General features: G+C 69.0%; 16 protein-coding genes and 1 tRNA gene. 8 read left to right on the plus strand and 9 right to left on the minus strand.

The features are described from left to right. Window positions 1-421: 421 nt before the first annotated feature. Together C9J87_RS13500 and tyrS are read right to left on the minus strand one after the other, a co-directional pair. Entirely contained in the window at window positions 422-1,450 is a 1,029-nt protein-coding gene (locus tag C9J87_RS13500) for an alpha-hydroxy acid oxidase (RefSeq protein WP_010834829.1), read from the minus strand. Window positions 1,451-1,455: 5 nt separating this feature from the next. Beyond that, window positions 1,456-2,721 carry a tyrosine--tRNA ligase gene (tyrS, locus tag C9J87_RS13505; protein WP_198652356.1) on the minus strand — a complete coding sequence of 422 codons (1,266 nt, stop codon included), beginning with the start codon at window positions 2,719-2,721 and terminating at the stop codon, window positions 1,456-1,458. A gap of 120 nt (window positions 2,722-2,841) precedes the next feature. On the opposite strand from tyrS, the gene C9J87_RS13510 reads away from it, so the two are divergent. Next, window positions 2,842-4,233 carry a serine/threonine-protein kinase gene (locus C9J87_RS13510; RefSeq protein WP_157953198.1) on the plus strand — a complete coding sequence of 464 codons (1,392 nt, stop codon included), beginning with the start codon at window positions 2,842-2,844 and terminating at the stop codon, window positions 4,231-4,233. 6 nt (window positions 4,234-4,239) lie between these two features. On the opposite strand, the gene C9J87_RS13515 is transcribed toward C9J87_RS13510, so the two are convergent. Both C9J87_RS13515 and C9J87_RS13520 read right to left on the minus strand, forming a co-directional pair. Continuing rightward, the gene (locus C9J87_RS13515) at window positions 4,240-5,412 is read right to left on the minus strand and encodes an NAD(P)/FAD-dependent oxidoreductase (RefSeq protein WP_107705783.1); all 1,173 of its coding nucleotides are present in this window, start codon (window positions 5,410-5,412) and stop codon (window positions 4,240-4,242) included. Beyond that, window positions 5,405-5,626, minus strand: coding sequence for a ferredoxin (locus C9J87_RS13520; RefSeq protein ID WP_036491563.1), 222 nt, complete (start codon window positions 5,624-5,626; stop codon window positions 5,405-5,407). The genes C9J87_RS13515 and C9J87_RS13520 overlap by 8 nt, the downstream gene beginning before the upstream one ends. Before the next feature lie 157 nt (window positions 5,627-5,783). Between C9J87_RS13520 and C9J87_RS13525 the strand changes: the two genes are divergently transcribed. Next, window positions 5,784-6,536, plus strand: a complete 753-nt coding sequence (locus C9J87_RS13525) for an IclR family transcriptional regulator (RefSeq protein WP_010834825.1) — start codon at window positions 5,784-5,786, stop codon at window positions 6,534-6,536. 16 nt (window positions 6,537-6,552) lie between these two features. Here C9J87_RS13525 and C9J87_RS13530 read toward each other — a convergent pair whose 3' ends face one another. The 3 genes from C9J87_RS13530 to C9J87_RS13540 all read right to left on the minus strand — a co-directional run bounded on the left by C9J87_RS13530 (window position 6,553) and on the right by C9J87_RS13540 (window position 8,336). After that, window positions 6,553-6,882 (minus strand): hypothetical protein, encoded by a 330-nt coding sequence (locus C9J87_RS13530; protein ID WP_010834824.1) that lies wholly within the window; start codon window positions 6,880-6,882, stop codon window positions 6,553-6,555. Then, on the minus strand, window positions 6,879-8,135 hold the full coding sequence (locus tag C9J87_RS13535) for a PepSY-associated TM helix domain-containing protein (protein WP_010834823.1): 1,257 nt from the start codon (window positions 8,133-8,135) through the stop codon (window positions 6,879-6,881). The genes C9J87_RS13530 and C9J87_RS13535 overlap by 4 nt, the downstream gene beginning before the upstream one ends. Window positions 8,136-8,262: 127 nt before the next feature. Continuing rightward, a tRNA-Ile gene (locus C9J87_RS13540) sits at window positions 8,263-8,336 on the minus strand. Between the two features lie 71 nt (window positions 8,337-8,407). Between C9J87_RS13540 and C9J87_RS13545 the strand changes: the two genes are divergently transcribed. The 5 genes from C9J87_RS13545 (at window position 8,408) to C9J87_RS13565 (ending at window position 12,053) form a co-directional block, all read left to right on the plus strand. Continuing rightward, window positions 8,408-9,139 carry a thermonuclease family protein gene (locus tag C9J87_RS13545; protein WP_010834822.1) on the plus strand — a complete coding sequence of 244 codons (732 nt, stop codon included), beginning with the start codon at window positions 8,408-8,410 and terminating at the stop codon, window positions 9,137-9,139. 24 nt (window positions 9,140-9,163) lie between these two features. Next, window positions 9,164-9,910 (plus strand): PIG-L deacetylase family protein, encoded by a 747-nt coding sequence (locus tag C9J87_RS13550; protein ID WP_010834821.1) that lies wholly within the window; start codon window positions 9,164-9,166, stop codon window positions 9,908-9,910. 212 nt (window positions 9,911-10,122) lie between these two features. Beyond that, on the plus strand, window positions 10,123-11,397 hold the full coding sequence (locus C9J87_RS13555; protein ID WP_084622960.1) for a tyrosine-type recombinase/integrase: 1,275 nt from the start codon (window positions 10,123-10,125) through the stop codon (window positions 11,395-11,397). Between the two features lie 61 nt (window positions 11,398-11,458). Beyond that, window positions 11,459-11,767 (plus strand): type II toxin-antitoxin system RelE/ParE family toxin, encoded by a 309-nt coding sequence (locus C9J87_RS13560; protein ID WP_107705784.1) that lies wholly within the window; start codon window positions 11,459-11,461, stop codon window positions 11,765-11,767. Continuing rightward, window positions 11,760-12,053 (plus strand): addiction module antidote protein, encoded by a 294-nt coding sequence (locus C9J87_RS13565; RefSeq protein ID WP_010834818.1) that lies wholly within the window; start codon window positions 11,760-11,762, stop codon window positions 12,051-12,053. The genes C9J87_RS13560 and C9J87_RS13565 overlap by 8 nt, the downstream gene beginning before the upstream one ends. 27 nt (window positions 12,054-12,080) lie before the next feature. Here C9J87_RS13565 and C9J87_RS13570 read toward each other — a convergent pair whose 3' ends face one another. Further along, complete coding sequence (locus tag C9J87_RS13570) at window positions 12,081-12,296, minus strand: helix-turn-helix domain-containing protein (RefSeq protein WP_051204282.1); 216 nt, start codon at window positions 12,294-12,296, stop codon at window positions 12,081-12,083. On the opposite strand from C9J87_RS13570, the gene mobF reads away from it, so the two are divergent. Further along, window positions 12,280-15,957, plus strand: coding sequence for a MobF family relaxase (gene mobF, locus C9J87_RS13575; protein WP_232820049.1), 3,678 nt, complete (start codon window positions 12,280-12,282; stop codon window positions 15,955-15,957). The two genes, C9J87_RS13570 and mobF, sit on opposite strands and share 17 nt — an antisense overlap. Here the strand turns inward: mobF and C9J87_RS13580 are convergent. After that, on the minus strand, window positions 15,937-16,827 hold the full coding sequence (locus C9J87_RS13580; RefSeq protein ID WP_010834816.1) for a hypothetical protein: 891 nt from the start codon (window positions 16,825-16,827) through the stop codon (window positions 15,937-15,939). The genes mobF and C9J87_RS13580 overlap by 21 nt on opposite strands. Between the last annotated feature and the right edge of the window lie 1,002 nt (window positions 16,828-17,829).

A 17,829-nucleotide genomic window follows, 5' to 3' on the forward strand; every position in this document is an offset into this window, starting at 1 on the left:
CAACCCCAACCAAAAGGCCAGAATCAAGTCACGGTGACGGGGCAAAACAAACTAATTCGTCGACTATGACACACTGTTGAGTTCTCAAACATCAGGCGCACACCGCGCTAATTCACTTTCGTGACTTCGCTGCGGCAGCTGATGGTCGTACTGTATGAGGCGTGTTTCCTCAGGAGCAAGTCCTGGGCCTTTCGCACCTCGCCCCTCTCAGCGTCTCGAACCTGCAAGGCTCGAAGTGGTGAGAGAGAGTGGCCGACTCGGGAGCCGGAAGCCCGGCCTTCTGGCCTTGCTTCCCGCCGCACCCGGCGACAAAGAGAACATTAGGCAGATGCCGGCGATCTTGCAAATCCAAATGGTGTGACGGCGGCCACAGAGGGTTGCGAAACGCTGTTTGTGCAGGTCAGCGGCCTGCGAGCGACTTTCAGGGCGTGGCCAGCCCGTGCGTGTCGCCCGGTGTCACGGCGCCGGCCAGGCGCATCGCCTCGCTCAGCTCGGTGCGGAGCTCGGCGTGCCAGCGGCGTACGCCCCCGTCTCCCTCTGCCAGCGCGAGCAGGGGCTGGCGCCCGAGGAGGACCGCGTCGGCACCCAGGGCCAGGGCGGCCAGCACGTCGAGGCCCGAGCGGACTCCCCCGTCGACGTAGACCTGGACCGACTCCCCCACTGCCTCTCGCACCCGTGGGAGTGCCGTCGCCGTGGAGACGACCCGGTCGAGCTGGCGCCCCCCGTGGTTGGAGACCCAGACGGCGGCGGCGCCGGCGTCGACGCACATCCGCGCGTCCGCTCCCCTGAGGACTCCCTTGACCACGACGGGCAGGCCGGTCAGCTCTCCGAGGTGGGCGAGGTCGGCGGGGCCGAGGTCGGTCGCCTTCTCCGCACCCGGCTGGTCGGCGTAGTCCGCATCGAAGTTGACGCGCAGGTGCTCGCTCGGCACCAGCTCGAAGATCGAGCGGCCACTCTCGGTGATCTTGGTGCCGACCACTGGTGTGTCGACGGTCAGCACCACTGCCCTGGCGCCGGCCTCGACGGCTCGCTCCAGCAGGGGTTCCGCGAGACGACGGTCGCTGGGGAGGTAGGCCTGCAGCCACCAGTCGACCCCGGTGGCACCGATCTCCTCGAACCTGGTGCCGGCATTGCTCGAGACCACCAGCAGGGAGCCGGCCTCCGCACACGCGCGCGCCATCGCCACCTCGCCGTCGGGATGGACCGAGCGCTGCAGCGTCGTCGGCGCCACTCCCCACGGCACCTGGTAGGTGGTGTCGAGCAGCCGCGTCGTCAGGTCGATGTGCGTGACGTCGCGCAGCACGCGCGGGACGAGCCGGACACCGGCCCAGGCGTGCGGCGCCTCCGCGGTGGACACCGAGGCGCCCGCGCCCTGCAGGACGTACTCGAGGATGTGCGCGGGCACGTGGTGCCGCGCTCGCTCCTCGAGTCCGTCCAGCCAGCGCGTCATCGGCGTCAGCTGACCTCGACGCCCGCGAAGTTCTTCTTGCCGCGGCGCAGCACGAGCCACGACCCGCCGAGCAGGTCGCCCTCGGTGGGCACGAGGTCGGGGTCCTCGATGCGGGTGTTGTTGAGGTAGGCGCCGCCCTCCGAGACGGTCCGGCGGGCCTCGCCCTTGCTCTTGGCGAGCCCGGCCTCGACGAACAGGTCGACCACCGACGGCAGCTCGTCACGCTTGAGCGACGCGCTGCCGGCCTCGCCGAGGGCTGCGGCGAGCGTGGAGGCGCTCAGCGCGTGCAGGTCGCCGCCCCCGAACAGCGCGCTGGCCGCGGCCTTGGCCTGCTCGGTCTCGTCGGCCCCGTGCACCAGCGTCGTGACCTCGTCGGCCAGCCGCTTCTGGGCGGCCCGCAGGAACGGCTTCTCCGCCGTCTGGGCCTCGAGGTCCTCGATCTCGTCGCGCGTCAGGAAGGTGAAGATCTTGAGCATCTCCACGACCTTCTCGTCCTCGACGTTGAGCCAGAACTGGTGGAAGGCGTAGGGCGACATCATCTCCGGGTCGAGCCACAGGGCCCCGCCCTCGGTCTTGCCGTACTTGGTGCCGTCGGCCTTGGTGACGAGCGGCGTCGCGAACGCGTGTGCCTGGCCGCTGGTCGCGCGCCGGATCAGCTCGGCGCCGCCAGTGATGTTGCCCCACTGGTCGGATCCGCCGAACTGCAGCGTCACGCCGTGCTCGCGGTGCAGCGAGAGGAAGTCCATCGACTGCAGCAGGACGTAGGAGAACTCGGTGTAGCTGATGCCCGACTCGAGGCGGCGCTTGACGGTGTCGCGCGCGAGCATGCGGTTGACCGGGAAGTGCTTGCCGATGTCGCGCAAGAAGTCGATGACCGACATGGACGCGGTCCAGTCGTAGTTGTTGACCACCGTGGCCGCGTTGGCGCCGTCGAACACGACGAAGCCGGACACCTGGCGGCGTACGCGCTCGGTCCAGTCCTTGACGATGTCGAGGCTGTTGAGGGAGCGCTCCCCGGAGTCCTTCGGATCGCCGATCATCCCGGTGGCGCCGCCGACGAGGATGTACGGCGTGTGGCCGGCGTCCTGCAGGCGGCGGGCGGTGATCAGCTGGACGAGGTTGCCCATGTGCAGGCTCGGCGCGGTCGGGTCGAAGCCGACATAGAAGCGAACACTCCCGGCACCCAGGGCTTCGCGGAGCTCGGCCGGGTCGGTCGAGTGGGCGACGAGGCCGCGCCACACGAGTTCGTCGAGAACGTTCGGGGTTGACACGCTGGTCCTTCCGGTGGGGATCTGCCGAGTGCGCTGGCGGCCCAAGCCTGCCAGATGGCCACCGCGCCTAGCATGTGAGATCTCCCGACGCGGGGATCCACCCGACCGAAAGGCACGACGTTGATCGCAGGCAGGTACACGCTCGGTCGCGAGCTGGGTCGCGGCGGGATGGGCGCCGTCTACCTCGCGCGCGACGAGGTGCTCGGCCGGGAGGTCGCTCTCAAGCGCATCGGCATGCTGCCCGGCGAGAGCAGTCCCGACCTCGCCCGCGCCGAACGCGAGGCCCGACTGGCGGCCATGCTCAACCACCCGCACGTGGTCTCGGTCTTCGACGTGGTCGCGGACCAGGACCACCAGTGGCTGGTGATGGAGTACGTCGAGGGCGAGTCGCTCGCCGAGAGGATCCGCACGGGTGGCGGGCTCGACCACGCCGAAGCGGCCCAGGTCATGTGGCAGGTGGCCGACGGCCTCGCCTCCGCGCACCAGGCGGGCATCACGCACCGCGACGTCAAGCCCTCCAACATCCTCCTCACCACCGACGGGCAGGCGAAGCTGACCGACTTCGGCATCGCCCGGTCGCAGGCAGACGTCAGCCTCACCCAGACCGGTCTGGTCACCGGCTCACCGGCCTACCTCGCACCGGAGGTCGCCTCGGGCAGCGGCGCCGGCGCGGCCAGCGACGTCTGGTCGCTGGGAGCGACGCTCTTCCACGTGCTGACCGGCAGGCCGCCGTACGACGTGAGCGCCAACATGATCGGCGGGCTCTACAAGATCGTGCACGAGGAGCCGCCGCGGCTGGCCGACGCAGGTGCGTTCGAGGAGCTGCTGCGCGTGACGATGGCCAAGGACCCGGCGCAGCGCTGGCCGATGGAACGCGTCCGGGACCGGCTGGCCCAGATCCGCAGGGACCCTGCTGCCGTCGGCGTGACATCGACCCAGGTGCTGGCCGGCGAGCAGGCGCCGGCGACCGAGGTGCTGGCGCCCATCGCCCCGGCGGGGCCAGCGGGGCCGGCGGAACCCACGGACGACAAGCGCGGCGCGCCCTGGCTGTGGCTGGCGGGGCTCGGCGCGGCCCTGGTCGCGGTCGTCCTGGCGCTGACGCTGACCGGGGACGACACGCCGGAGCCGACCGCCGGCGAGCCGACGAGCGACTCGCCATCCAGCCGCCCGACGAGCGACTCGCCCACCACCACGAGCCCGACCGTCGACACCCGCGCGGAGGTCACGGACTTCATCACGACCTACCTCGCCACCGTGACCACCGACCGACGGGCTGCCTTCGCGATGCTGACGCCCGGCTTCCAGGCCGACTCGGGCGGGTTCGGGAGCTACTCAGGCTTCTGGCGGACCATCGAGTCGGCCACCCCGAGCGACATCGAGGTGGACCCGGAGGCGCTGACCGTCTCCTACGACGTCGCCTATCGCACGACCGACGGTGACGACACCAGCGACTCGGTGAACCTCCGGCTCCAGCGCTCGGGGGACGGCTACCTCATCGCCGGCGAGAGCTGACGCGGGTCACGCCGACGCCACCCGCTCGGGTTGTTGCGAGAGCAGCCGACGATAGTGCGGCAGCCGTCCGGGCGCATCGATGAGCAGCACGCCGCTGAGGCCTTCCGCGTCGTGGTAGCCGACGACGGCTGACTCGTGGAGCGAACCTTCGAGGACGCGCAGGTCGGCGGTCGGCGAGAGACGACCGAGCCCGTGCAGCCTGACGCCGACCTGGTCGCTCCACCAGGTCGGCACGTGTCGGAACGCGTGGAGCGGGGTGGTCCCTCGGAGCCGGCGTGCGAGAGCACGACCGGCGTGCCGGCCGGTCTCGCTCGCGCGCGCCCAGTGCTCGGCCCGTCCGTCGGGGAGGCGCGCGACGTCACCGCACGCCACCGCCTCCGGGTGACCCTGGACGAACAGGTCGGCCTCGCAGGGAACGCCGTCGGCCACGTCGAGACGGTGGCCCACGAGCCAGCCGAGGTCGGGCACGCTTCCGACCGCCTCGATCACCAGGTCCGCCGCCAGGTGCCGACCGGAGCTGAGCAGCAGCCCGTCGACCCGACCGATCCCCGTGTAGGCGCACACGCTCTCGTCCGGGTGCACCCGGGTGCCCTCGGCGCGATGGCGCCGCATCAGCTCGGTGCCGACGGTCTCGCCGGCGACAGCCCGCAGCGGCACGGGTTCGGGTCCGAGCACCAGGTCGACGTGGGCTCCAAGCCGGCACAGCGTCGAGGACAGCTCGCAGCCGAGGACACCGCCGCCCACCACGGTCACCCGCGACGCAGCACCGAGCGCTCGCCGTACAGCCAGCACGTCGTCCATCGTCCGGACCGTGAACCGGCCAGCCGTCGGGCCGGGGACGAGCAGGCGCCGGGGGCGGATGCCGCTCGCGATCACCAGACCGGTGTAGGCGAAGGCGTCCCCGTCCTCCAGCCGCAGCGTCCGGTCGGTCAGGTGGGCGGCAGCGACGCGGCTCGCGGTGCGCCAGACGACGCGCGGGTCCTCCGCCACCCGATAGCCCAGCCGCGCGACATCGCCGTCGTCGAGGAGGTCCTTGGAGAGCGCCGGACGGTTGTACGGCGGGTGCGGCTCGTCGCCGAAGACCAGGACCCGCCCCGGGTGGTCCTCCCGCAGCAGTCCTTCGACGGCACGCAGGCCCGCGAGGCCGGCGCCGACGACCACGACGGGGTCGTCAGGCATCGTCGTCGAGCAGGTCGATGGCCTGCGCCGGGCAGGCGAAGACCGCCTCCTCGATCTCGTCGCGGAGTGACGCGGGGAGGGGCTCGGAGACGAACTGCTGCAGGCCGGGCTTGCGCACGGCCAACCGTCCTCGACCGTCGAGGTCGAACGCCGAGGAGGTGAAGGCGCAGTGTCCGTGGTCCTGGCACTGGCGCAGATCGATGGCGAACCTCATCGGGCGTCCTTCCGGTTGGTGAAGTGGGTGTTCGTCCATGGCACCCCACACCGCCCTGGTCCGCCACGCCCACGCGCAGGTCAGGGTCTGGGATGGCAGACACTTCCCCGTCGGGCGGCCACTGGCGCACGGGGAGCCGCCCGTAGGTTCAGGTCACATGAGAGAGGTCCCGGCCGCGGCCCACACCCTGGCCATCCTGCGCTACCTGGCTTCCCAGCCGAGCCCGGTCTCGGCGGCGACGCTCGCCACGAGGACGGGGCTGCCCAGGTCCACGACCTATCAGCTGCTCGCCACCATGGAGGCTCAGGGCTTCGTCGTCCACTATCTCGAGGAACGCCGCTTCGGCCTGGGAGTCGCTGCCTACGAGCTGGGCGCGGGCTACACCCGACAGCTTCCCCTGCAGCGCGTGGCCCGACTGCCGGTGGCGGCGCTGCGCGACCTCGTCGGGCACACGGTGCACCTCTCGGTGATCCACGGCCGCGACGTGGTCTACGTCCTGGAGGAACAGGGTCCGGAGAAGCGCCCGCTGGTGACGGGCGTGGGCGTGCGGCTGCCGGCGGTGCGCACTGCCAGCGGGCGATCGATGTTGGCACGGATGTCCGCTGCCCAGGTCAGGGCACTGCTCACGGCCCATCCCGGCCTGGACCGTGGCGAGGGACGGGCTCGTCTGGCGGAGCTGCGCGAGCTGCTGCGCAAGGTGCGTCAGGACGGCTATGCCGTCGAGGACGGAGAGGTGACGCCCGACCTGTCGTCGGTCGCGGTGGCGGTCACCGATCATCAGCAGCACCCGATCGCCAGTGTGGCGATCACGTTCCCGACCGAGCAGTCGGCCGAGGTGCCCGTGCTCGTGGAGCAGGCCCGCCGGACTGCGGACGAGCTCAGCCGTCGGATCGGTCGACGTCAGGACTGAGCGCGGGTCCCAGTCCTCACAGCACAGACTCGATGCGCAGCACGAGGACCACGAGCGCCGCGCTCGCGACGGCCGCGGTCAGGGGACGGCCCCGCGGGTCGTCGCCGGCACCGAGCATCAGCGCTGGCAGGAGCAGGGCCCCGGCCGCGAGGTAGCCGACCTGCACCGCGGTCGGTGATCCGTCGAGGGCGAGCAGCCGGGTCCCGACCAGCGCCAGCATGGCCAGCTCGAGGGCGAGCAGCCCCCAGCCCAGCGAACCGCCGCTCGTGCCACGGATCGCGACCAGCAACGACCATCCCGCGACCAGCACAGCGAAGGTCGCTGCTCCGGCCGCGACCCCGGTCATGCCGTCGCCCGCGCCCGGCGGGCACGACGCTTGCGCGCGCGGATTCCCCAGCTGATCAGACCGGTGGTGAACAGCACTGCCGGTGCGAGACCGAAGACCGCCCACAGGACGCGCGCCCACGTCGGGACGTACCAGCCGAAGTGGCTGGGGTAGACGGCCTCCTCGTAGAACCGGTTCTGCACCGGGACGCCGTCACCGCTGTAGACGACCTTGGTGTGGGAGGGGTCGTACTTGTCGACGTAGACCCAGTCGTTGCCGTGCAGGATCGCGTTGTCGTACGGATCGACGCCACCGGCTCCGCTGATCTCGAACAGGTAGGCGGCCGCCGGGTCCTCGGGATCGGGAAGGGTGTGGTTGCTGATGTCGCCCGGGACGACCGTGAGCGCGGCGGCGCGTGCCTCGTCCAGGCCGATCGTCTCCGCGCCCGGCACGCTCGCGAAGTCCCAGCTGACCCGCCGCAGCTGGTCGGGCTCGCCGCCGGTGATCGTCATCAACCCCTGCTGGAGCTGGGGGAACTGAGCTGCGGCGCCGGTGAAGGCCCACATGAGCATGAACGGGACCGAGATGATGCCGACCACCTTGTGCACCTCGCGGTGACGCACGTAGCGCGCCGAGGAGCGCCGGATGCGGAACCCGCTGCCGATGCGCCGCAGCCCCGGCCACCACAGGTAGACGCCCGAGATGACGAGCAGCACCGCCAGGATGCCGACAACGCCGACGATCGCGACGCCGCGGGTCGTGCCCTCGAGGCTGTCGACCCCGAGCGTCGGGATCGGTTCGCCGAGCCAGGGGACGTAGCCGGGGAACCTCGGGCTGGAGAGCCCGAACGCGTGCAGGTTCTCCATCAGGCCCGGGAACCCGCCGTAGTAGGAGCCTTCGCCCGTGATCTCGCCGCTGCCGGCATCCACCCCGTAGACCTGGTTGAGCCGCGAGTCCGTGACGAGGTAGACGCCCTCGTCGTCGATGACGTTGCCCGCGACGAACTCCGGGTGTGCCTCGTTGACGACCTCGAGCGCCTGCTGCGGCGTGAGCGGACTGTCACTGGAGGTGGCCTGGTAGATCTCCGGGTTGGAGACGCGGAAGATCTCGGAGCCGAACAGCAGCGGCACGCCCGAGGTCATGATCACGATCAGGAACCCGGCGACGACGATCGAGGTCCACCTGTGCGCGGCCGCCACGGCTGGCCGGACTCCGGGTCGTCGCCGGGGGCTGGCGGTCCCGGACTCAAGGCCTTGGACGAGGGTCTGGGCCATGGTGTCTCCTGTTGGTCTGCGGGGGTGTGGTGAAGCACAGCAGCGCGACCGGGCAGGAGATAGGCCTCACGACCACCTCGAGTCTGCAATCACAGACAGGCCGGGCGGAGCGACGCTTGGCCTCAGGTGGGGCGGGTGGGGCTCGAACCCACGACCCAAGGATTATGAGTCCTCTGCTCTGACCGACTGAGCTACCGCCCCCGAACGGGCCGCAGCCTACGCAATCACTCCATTCGCCGGACACCGCGGCCGGCGAGGGCGAGCATGGGCCGATGAGACGCCTGCTGTCACCACTCGTCCTGCTCGCCCTGCTGGTCACCGGCCTGGCGACGGTCTCGCCGGCCGCAGCGGCGGCCGACATGGACTGCGCCGACTTCCCCACGCAGGCGGCTGCGCAGACCTTCTTCCTCAACGCCGGCGCCGGGGACCCGCACCGGCTCGACGCCGACGGGGACCGGGTGGTCTGCGAGTCCAACCCCTGCCCGTGCATCGGCAGCGGGCAGCCCGTGCCGCTGGTCACCCAGACGTCGCCGCCGGCGCCGACGCAGGACAGCGACACCGACCCGAACGGCTCGGGCAGCTCCGGTCCGGTCCGCAGGCACACGGGCAACGTCGTCAAGGTGACCGACGGCGACACCTTGAAGATCCGCATCAACGGTGTCGGCGTGCGGTCCGTGCGCATCCTCGGCATCGACACCCCTGAGGTGTACGGCGGACGCGAGTGCGGCGGCGGCGCCGCCTCGTCCCACATGGAGCAGCTGGCGCCGGTCGGCTCCCGCGTGCGACTGGAGTCCGACCCCAGCCAGGCCGACCGCGACCGCTACGGCCGCTGGCTGCGCTACGTCTCCCGTCGGGGGCTCGACGTCGGGCGCGAGCAGATCCGTCGCGGACTGGCGCGCACGTACGTCTATCGCAACGACCCGTTCCGGCGGACCCGCGCCTACCAGCGCACCGAGAAGATCGCGCACAACCTGCTGCGCGGATCCTGGGCCCTGTGCTGGTGACTTGAACCCTGCGATGCTCGGAGCATGACCCAGACTCCACCTCCGCTGGAAGCACTGCCCGAGGACTGGGAGCGCGCGCTGTGCATCGTCGCGCACCCCGACGACCTGGAGTTCGGCGCGGCCGCGGCCGTCGCCCGCTGGACCGGGCATGGCAAGGACGTCGCCTACTGCATGGTGACCAGCGGTGAGGCGGGCATCGACGGCCTGCACCCCGACGAGTGCGCCCCGCTGCGCGAGGCCGAGCAGATCGCCTCCGCGCGAGTCGTCGGCGTGCACAAGGTCGACTTCCTGCGGGAGCCGGACGGCATCGTGGAGTACGGCGTCGCTCTGAGGCGCGTCCTCGCGGAGGTGATCCGCCGACACCGGCCCGAGATCGTCATCACCGGCAACTTCCGCGACTCGTGGGGCGGGACGTCGCTCAACCAGGCCGACCACATCGCCGTCGGCAGAGCAGTGCTGGACGCGGCACGCGACGCCGGCAACCGCTGGATCTTCCCCGAACAGCTGTCCTCCACGCTGGAGCCCTGGGGCGGGGTCCGCGCCGTCTGGGCCTCCGGCTCCCCCGAGGCGAAGCACGGCGTCGACACGACCGACACGTTCGACCTCGGGGTCGCATCTCTTGAGGCGCACGGGGCCTACATCGACGGGCTCGGCTGGGAGAACTGGGACCCGCGAGAGTTCCTCGAGGGGTTCGCCCGGCAGAGCGGCCAGCGGCTCGGGGTCCCCTTCGCCGCGTCGTTCGAGGTCTACTCCCTGGGCTTCGGTGAGTGAGTTCCCCGGACAGAGCGAAGGGCCCGACGTCATGGACGTCGGGCCCTTCGTTTGCTCCCCCGATTGGACTCGAACCAACAAGGACGACTGTTGGACACCCGTGGACACAACGAGTCATAACAAGGCTCTGACCTGCGGAAACATGTCCAACCGATGCAGGTCCAACAGTCCACATTTGGACGAATTATGACGTACGCTCCGATGCATAGCCGATGCAGAATCCGTCCACATCGGTAGCGACGAAGGGCGAGAACGGCATGGCACGCACGGCAGATCGGCGCCGGTTCGGTCAGATCACCAAGATGCGGTCGGGTCGCTGGCAGGCCCGCTACGCAGTGCCGCTGGCTCACGAGTCCGGCCGCGGTGGACACATCGTGACGGCGCCCCACACGTTTGAGCCAGGCGCCTACGGCAAGGAGGCGGCTGGAGACTGGCTGCGCGACGAGGAGAAGCGTCTGCAGGTCGAGGGCGCCGAATGGAAGACCATTGCCGAGAAGGCCGAGGCCGAGCGGGCGGTACTTGAGGCCGCGCGCGTGGCGACGTTCGAGGAGTACGCGAAGATCTGGCTACAGGCGCGCAAGGTCAAGGGCGGCAAACCGCTGCAGGAGTCGACCCGGCGCGGCTATCTGATCTGGTTGCGAAAGTATCTGTTGCCGACGTTCGGTGAGATGCCGCTGAACACGATCACCGCGACCCACGTGCTGGCTTGGTACGACTCACTCCCCCACGACAAGCCCAAGACGGTCCGCGAGGCCTATTCACTCGCCAAAGGGATCATGAAATCAGCGACCGCAGCGGACGGCATCCTGCCGGGTGCCGTCAACCCGTTCACCATCGACGGGGCCGGCACCATCGGCAGCAAATCCGACAAGCGAACCGAAGTGATCGAGGACGAGGACCTGGCGATCATCATGGCGACGATCCGCCCCGAGTGGAGAGCAATGGTCGCCCTGGCGCTGGGCTGCGGTCTGCGGTTCGGTGAACTCGTTGCGCTGCGCCGATCTGACATCGATCTCAAGGCAAAGGTGCCGGTGCTGCACATCCGTCGCGCCATCGGCACCGGGCCGGGTGGCAAACGATACGAGAAGGAACCGAAGTCAAAGGCTGGCATCAGGGACCAACGTGTCCCCGCCTCCGTGGTCACCGTCTTGAGTGAACACCTCAACAGCTACGTCACAGGCCGCGACGGGCTCGCGTTCCCGGGGCCATCTGGCAACTGGCTGCAGCCGACTCGGTTTCGGGATCTGTCGGGCGGGTGGACCGACGTGCGCGAGGCGGTCGGGCGCAACATCAACTTCCACGACCTTCGCGCAACTGGCGCAACCCGACTGGCGCAACGTGGTGCCCACGTCGCTGAGGTCCAGACGTTTCTGGGCGACTCCTCCTCAGATGCCGCTGAACGCTACGTGCGCGCCACCCAAACCCGCATGGACGACCTGACCGCACTCGCGTTCGACGGTCTCGACTTCGGCGGGGTGACGCGGTGAACAGAGCTGTCGGTGCCTTCCGGCAGAACGCCATTGGCAATCTCGGGAGTGTGAACTACAGTTGACAACGATAGGGATCGTTCGAAGCGAGACTTTCGACAGATGGATGAGAAGCCTCAAGGACAGGCGTGGGGCCGCGCGAATCCAAGTCCGGCTCGATCGCCTCGCCAACGGCAACCCAGGGGACGCCAAGCCGGTTGGCCACGGAATCTCCGAGCTGCGGATCGATGTCGGTCCCGGCTACCGGGTGTACTACCAACACCACGATGACGTGCTCATCGTCCTCCTCTGCGGTGGCGACAAGTCAACACAGACGAAGGACATCGAGAAGGCCCACGAGATAGCGAAGGAGTGGAAGGACCATGGCTGAGAAGTTCTCACCCTACGACTCGGCGGATTACCTCAACTCGCTTGAGGACATCGCCTACTACCTCGAGGCCGCACTTGAGGAGGCCGGCGACGATCCTGCCTTCATCACCCACGCGATCGGCGTCATCGCCCGCTCCCAGAATTTCAGCGAGCTCGCCCGCAAGGTGGGGATGAGCCGCGAGGGCCTCTACAAGGCGTTGTCCAATGAGGGCAACCCCAGCTTTGCCACGATCTACAGGGTGAGCCGCGCCCTCGGGCTGAAGCTCGAGTTCCACGCCGTCGCTTGATGAGTCCGGCTGGTAGGGCACACCCGATCACGCGCTTCTGTTGTGCCACGTGTTTACCGGGTGCGCGTCGACCAGCCGGTCGAGTGACTCGACCTTGATCCGGATGGTTCGCCGACCGAGGCGTACGGCATCGAGCTCGCCGGCGGCGATGTAGCGGCGCACGGTCTTGGTCGAGACAGCGAGCGCGTCGGCGGCCTCGGTCAGCGAGATCAGGCGGCGGTGGGTCGTGGCGGTCGTGGTCATGACGACTCCTGTGTCGGGGCGACCCGATTGGCCGCCTTCATCCCACAAGGCCCGGATCTGTCATCCAGTGGCCACCCCATTTTCGCCCCGTCTCCCGTCGCCCCTCCTGACGCTTGCGCCCTGCCCCTCCTCGCCCGTTCACCAGCTCACCTCCCAGCCCCCACTCCTCCCAGCAAGCGCCTCCTCCGCCTCCCCTCGACATCTCTCAGTCCCATCCCTTCCCGGACACACCTCTTTCACTCCATTCGGGGTGGCCACTCAGGGCCCGGTCCCGGCCTTGAGGGGTATGACGATGTCGTTGAAGAAGCTCGCCGCTGGCTCGGGCTATGAGTACCTGACCCGGCAAGTTGCAGCGGCGGACTCGACCGAGCTCCGAGGAATGCCACTGTCGGACTACTACGAGGCGAAGGGCGAGGCCCCTGGTCGCTGGGTTGGCTCTTGCCCGGCCGAGGTCGGCGGCATCGATTACGGCGACATCGTGACGGCAGAGCAGATGCAGCACTTGTTCGGCGAGGGCTGCCATCCGGTCACCGGCACCGCTTTGGGAAGAAGGTTCGGCAAGGGGTCGGTGGCCGGGTTCGACCTCACCTTCAGTCCCGCGAAGTCGGTCTCAACCCTCTGGGCTGTCGCGTCGCCCGACGTCGCGAGGCAGATCAAGATGGCGCACAACGCGGCCGTCCTCGACGCCCTCGACTTCTTGGAGACGCACGCGATCTTCACCCGCGAGGGCGCCGGCGGTGCACGCCAGGTCGAGACACGTGGGCTGATCGCGGCCGCGTTCCTGCATCGCGACTCGCGTGCCGGCGATCCTGACCTCCACACCCACGTCGCGGTCGCGAACAAGGTTCAGACCAGGCAGGGCAAGTGGCTGTCGATCTACGGCACGATCCTTCATGAGCACGTCGTCGCCGCGTCCGAGGCGTACAACACCGCACTCGAAGCCCACCTCCACAGTCAGCTGGGGTTGCGATTCGTGGACGTCGCTCGTCCGGGTGGGAAGCGGCCGGTGCGGGAGATCTCCGGAGTGGATCCGGAGTTGATGAGGCGGTGGTCGAGCCGTCGTGCCGACATCGAGGACAGGGTCGCCGTGCTCACGCGCGAGTTCACCGAGGTCCACGGCCGTTCGCCAACCGACAAGGAATCAATCGGACTGGCGCAGCGGGCGAACCTCGAAACCCGCGAGGCGAAGCACGATCCGCGGTCGGAGGCGGAGCAACGCCAGGGCTGGCACCACCAAGCCGCGGACCTCCTCGGCGAAGGAGGCATCCGAATCATGCTCGACTCTGCCCTGACCCCGGACCAGCGGTCACGACCAGAGTTCACCTCCCTCTGGCTCGCGCAGGCCGCCGATCAGGTCATCGGCCAACTCGAGTCGCACCGTGCGACCTGGCAGTCCTGGCACATGTACGCCGAAGCGCAACGCCAGGTGCGCGACCTCGACGTTCCTCCCGATCGGGTTGCTGAGGCGGTGGAGCATCTCGTCGACGCCGTCACTGCCCGGCTCATCAACCTGACACCGGATCTCGACCCGATCACCGAGCCCACCGCGTTGCGGCGCTCGGACGGGATGAGCGTCTACCGACACACCGGCGCCGACCACTTCACCAGCCACGCGATGCTCGCCGCCGAACAGCGCATTGTGGAGGCCGCGGGCACCGTCGGCCCGCGGGCTCCGGACCCAGTGGACGTCGAACTGGCGCTCATGGCCGCCAACCTGGAGCAACCCTCGCTGAACGAGGGGCAACGCGCACTCGTCTTGGCGCTCGTCGCCGACTCTCGACAGGTCGCCCTCGCGCTGGCTCCGGCAGGTGCCGGGAAGACGACCGCGATGAGCGTCCTCGCCGGCACAGCCCACGACCTCGGCTACGAGGTGGTGGGTCTCGCGCCGTCCGCAGCCGCCGCAGCCGTGCTCACCGAGGCGACCGGTATCCCCGCCGACACGCTCGCGAAGCTCGACCACACCTTCGGCGCCGGTCTTGATCCCGGATTCGGGCCGCACACGATCGTCGTGATCGACGAGGCGGGGATGGCCGACACCCTGACGCTGGACCGGATCATCTCGGCCTGCACCGGGATGGGCGCACGTGTGCGGCTGATCGGGGACGACCAACAACTCGCTGCTGTCGGCGCCGGTGGGGTCCTCAGGGACATCGCCAGCACCCACGGCGCCGTCCGGCTCAGTGAGGTGGTGCGCTTCGACGACGCCATCGAAGCCTCCGCGTCCCTCGCGCTCCGGGACGGGGACAAGTCGGCGATTGGGTTCTACCTCGACCACGACCGAATCCATTCGGGCGACGAACTCACCAGTCTCACCGAGGTCCTGGTTGCCTGGCAGGACGAGACGGAGGCTGGACGCGAGTGCCTGATGCTCGCCCCCACTCGCGACCTCGTTGGCCGCCTGAACAAGGCGGCGCGCAACACCCGCCTCAACGGAGCCGAACCGAAGGACCAGGTGGCGCTGGCGGACGGCAACAACGCGTCGGCGGGAGACGTCATCCTCACCCGCCGAAATGACCGCCGCCTCGGGATCACCGGCACTGACTGGGTCAAGAACGGCGACCGCTGGACGGTCACCGCGGTCGACATGAGCGGCGCGATCCGTGTGCGCCACCTGCGGTCCGGGCTGCAGGCGACCCTTCCGCCGGCCTACGTCGGCGAGCACGTCGAGCTCGGTTACGCCACCACGGTCCATGCCGCCCAGGGCAGCACGGCCGACGTCATGCACGGCATCGTCACGGGTCACGAAGACCGACAGCTGCTCTACACGATGCTCACCCGTGGCCGCGCCGCCAACCACCTCCACCTCATCACCGAACAGCCCGACGCCGAGGAGGACTTCCTGCCCGGCATCGAAGAACAGCTCACCGCCGTCGATACCTTCGATCGCATCGTTGGCCGCGATGGCGCCGCGGTCTCAGCGACCACGGAGTTCGCGCGCGCCACCAGCCCCGCGACCCGCCTCCACGAAGCGGTCGGCAGATATGTCGACTCCGTCACCACCGCCACTCACCAGCTCCTGCGCGGCGAAGCCGATGATGCGCTCGAAACCGCTGGACCAGGACCGCTCCCGTGGTTGCCCGGTATCCCCGGCGAGCTCCACGAGCACCGAGAGTGGGCCGTCTACCTGAAAGCGCGCGGGGACCGGGTCGCCGATCTCGTCGAGGCCATGCGACACGATGTCGAACTTCCGCCGGCATTGCGCCGCTTCGATGACGTCCTGACGGCCGAACTTCGCAGCGAGATCCTGACCTGGCGGGCGGCCAACGGCATCCCCGATGCCGACCGCAGCCTGCTGGGCTCCGTCCCGGAAGCCAATGATCTGGCCGCCGCCCGCTACGCCCGTCACCTGCAACGCCAGGTCGACTCCCATTACCCGGCGTCCGTACGCCGCTGGGAGTCCGAGATCGCCATGGCGATCGGCGATCCGCAGCACCGCGACGGCCACATCCTCGACTTGGCCCGCGAACTCGACCGGCTGCAGGTCAGCGGCCTCAATCCGGCGCAGATCCTCCGCCGGGCGGCCCATCTGCGGCGCCCGCTTCCTGAGGACCGCAAGGTTGAAGCGCTCGCCTACCGGATCGAGCGCATGGCGGCCAACGACGCCGCGCACCGGCCTGAGCGCCATCAATCGGGTCGACGGTCACCCGGCATCGGACTCTAGGAGCGCCTGCCATTCCCGCGCCGAACGACTCCGCTGCCTGGTCCCCAGCACAACGTTGAAAGCGACACGCAGTTGCTTCGGTGTCATCTCCGAATGGTCCAAGCGGAACCGCTCAAGTTCGGCCTCGACGAGCGAGAGCTCCATCTCATCCCAGACCGTCAACTCGCGACGACGATGCTGCGCCTTCCACTCCGCGTACTGCTTTGAGTCGTCTCGAGCGTCGACGTATTCAATGAGCCGATCCAGTGCCCTCGCCGCCCGCTTCCTCAGCGACCTCGGGGCAAGATTGGCCTCATCCGCGACCGCCTCCACGACGGCCGGCGCGGTCAAACCCAGCCGCCCGCGGTGCGCCGGCACATTCTGTCGATCTGCTTCGGCGGCGAGCGCCCACAGCAGCCAATAGTCGAGGCCGTTGATCGCCCCTTCCGCCAAGCCGGTCTGGAAGAGCTCGGTGAGGACCGGGCCGGGGTCGGCCTCAGGCTCGACGCATGGGACCTCGTTGAGCAGGTCCGGATCGCCGGTGGCGCATGTCATGGCCCGGTCGCGACGTCTCGCGAAGTTACCGACTCCAAGGTCCGCCAGAACCTCGCGCCTGGTCTGCCCGACGATGGCGCCCGCGATGTTCGGCGTTGCAAGTCGGTACGCCGCAGACGCCTCGACCCACAGCTGGCTCGCCACCAGGCCGTCGATGTCGTCCGAGAGGTCGGTCGCCTGCCTGGCTACCTTCTCGGCTCCGGGGAGCAGCGCCCACACGAGCGCAGTGATCGCCTCCGGCTCGAACTCAGTCATGGATGCCAGAACGCCGAGGACGGCATTCGCATCGTTCGGCGCCGCCAGTGCCCACTCGGGCATATCGACCAAGTCCTCCACGACGGCAATCTCCGGCCTCTCCCGAGCCCACCGGCGCCAGGCCTCTCGTGCCTCGCACATGAGTGCACCGTCGCAGTCCAGGAGGCCAAGGCAACCAGCAACGGACATGGTGTGCTCCCGAGGGACATCCCTGCCCCGACGATCAGCAGGGACCTTCTAGCGTGAACGGGACAATCGTGCTCGTCAAGGCCCGGTTCGGCGGCCGAGGGACAGCACAAGACGTTCAGGGACAATCCGAGACGTTCAGCATTAGCCAGCACAGTCCGAACTGAGAACTCCTGGATCGCGATCGCGACATGGAGCCGTGGCTCCCCGAGTTCCGTGAGACTGATGGAAAGCGTGGCGGAGGCGCCAGTCCGTTAAGCGCGCCGTTCCCGGGAAGGTCTTCGGACGGGTCTTGCGGGACACGAGCGGTCGGTAGTGACGCGTGACCTTGCGACGTTGCCGGAGCAGGTTCTCTGACCGGAGCTGCCGTCGGCGATGCGCCCACTTCGCTGGGAGGCCGGCGCGAGTCTCTTGGATCCTTGTCGGCCTTGTTGCCGCCGGGCTGAGCATGCGTGGGTCGCCTGGGAGCACATCTGCGCCGTTGGGGGTGGGCCTGGTCACAGTTCCCGCGCTGTTCGTCGGCGGCCTCGACGCGGACCTCATTGGCGAGCGAGCAGTCGAAGTGTCGCTCGTGGCTCCCTGCGTGGCATGGACTGCGTTGGGGTCGCCTCTTCGGGGCCGATGCGGGAGTCAGTGAGAATTCGCCTGGCTGTTCTACGCACACGGCTCTCGTTGCCGTTCTCACGGTAGCGCAGTGCGTGATGGCTCGGGTGGCCACGACTGTCGTCCGCTCGAGTCGTCCGCTCAAGCTTGCACGGCCGATGCGTCCGGTGAACCTGCGCTGACTGGCGAGCGAGGTTTCCGTTAGATGTCGCGCTCCTCCAGTGGACGGAGCGGCAGGGTTCAAGGGGCTGGGGTGCAACCAGTAGGCCAAGCGCCCCCGCACCATTCGTTGGC

The organism is Nocardioides allogilvus, assembly GCF_003047285.1.
GTDB lineage: Bacteria > Actinomycetota > Actinomycetes > Propionibacteriales > Nocardioidaceae > Nocardioides > Nocardioides allogilvus.

What these genes read in the sequence shown, in the direction of transcription:
- C9J87_RS13550 (WP_010834821.1), top strand. Translation starts at nt 9,164, where the DNA reads ATGACCCAGACTCCACCTCCGCTGGAAGCACTGCCCGAGGACTGGGAG.
- C9J87_RS13525 (WP_010834825.1), top strand. Translation starts at nt 5,784, where the DNA reads ATGAGAGAGGTCCCGGCCGCGGCCCACACCCTGGCCATCCTGCGCTAC.
- C9J87_RS13520 (WP_036491563.1), bottom strand. Translation starts at nt 5,626, where the DNA reads ATGAGGTTCGCCATCGATCTGCGCCAGTGCCAGGACCACGGACACTGC.
- C9J87_RS13570 (WP_051204282.1), bottom strand. Translation starts at nt 12,296, where the DNA reads ATGACCACGACCGCCACGACCCACCGCCGCCTGATCTCGCTGACCGAG.
- C9J87_RS13535 (WP_010834823.1), bottom strand. Translation starts at nt 8,135, where the DNA reads ATGGCCCAGACCCTCGTCCAAGGCCTTGAGTCCGGGACCGCCAGCCCC.
- C9J87_RS13555 (WP_084622960.1), top strand. Translation starts at nt 10,123, where the DNA reads ATGCAGAATCCGTCCACATCGGTAGCGACGAAGGGCGAGAACGGCATG.
- C9J87_RS13515 (WP_107705783.1), bottom strand. Translation starts at nt 5,412, where the DNA reads ATGCCTGACGACCCCGTCGTGGTCGTCGGCGCCGGCCTCGCGGGCCTG.
- C9J87_RS13530 (WP_010834824.1), bottom strand. Translation starts at nt 6,882, where the DNA reads ATGACCGGGGTCGCGGCCGGAGCAGCGACCTTCGCTGTGCTGGTCGCG.
- C9J87_RS13500 (WP_010834829.1), bottom strand. Translation starts at nt 1,450, where the DNA reads ATGACGCGCTGGCTGGACGGACTCGAGGAGCGAGCGCGGCACCACGTG.
- C9J87_RS13545 (WP_010834822.1), top strand. Translation starts at nt 8,408, where the DNA reads ATGAGACGCCTGCTGTCACCACTCGTCCTGCTCGCCCTGCTGGTCACC.
- C9J87_RS13565 (WP_010834818.1), top strand. Translation starts at nt 11,760, where the DNA reads ATGGCTGAGAAGTTCTCACCCTACGACTCGGCGGATTACCTCAACTCG.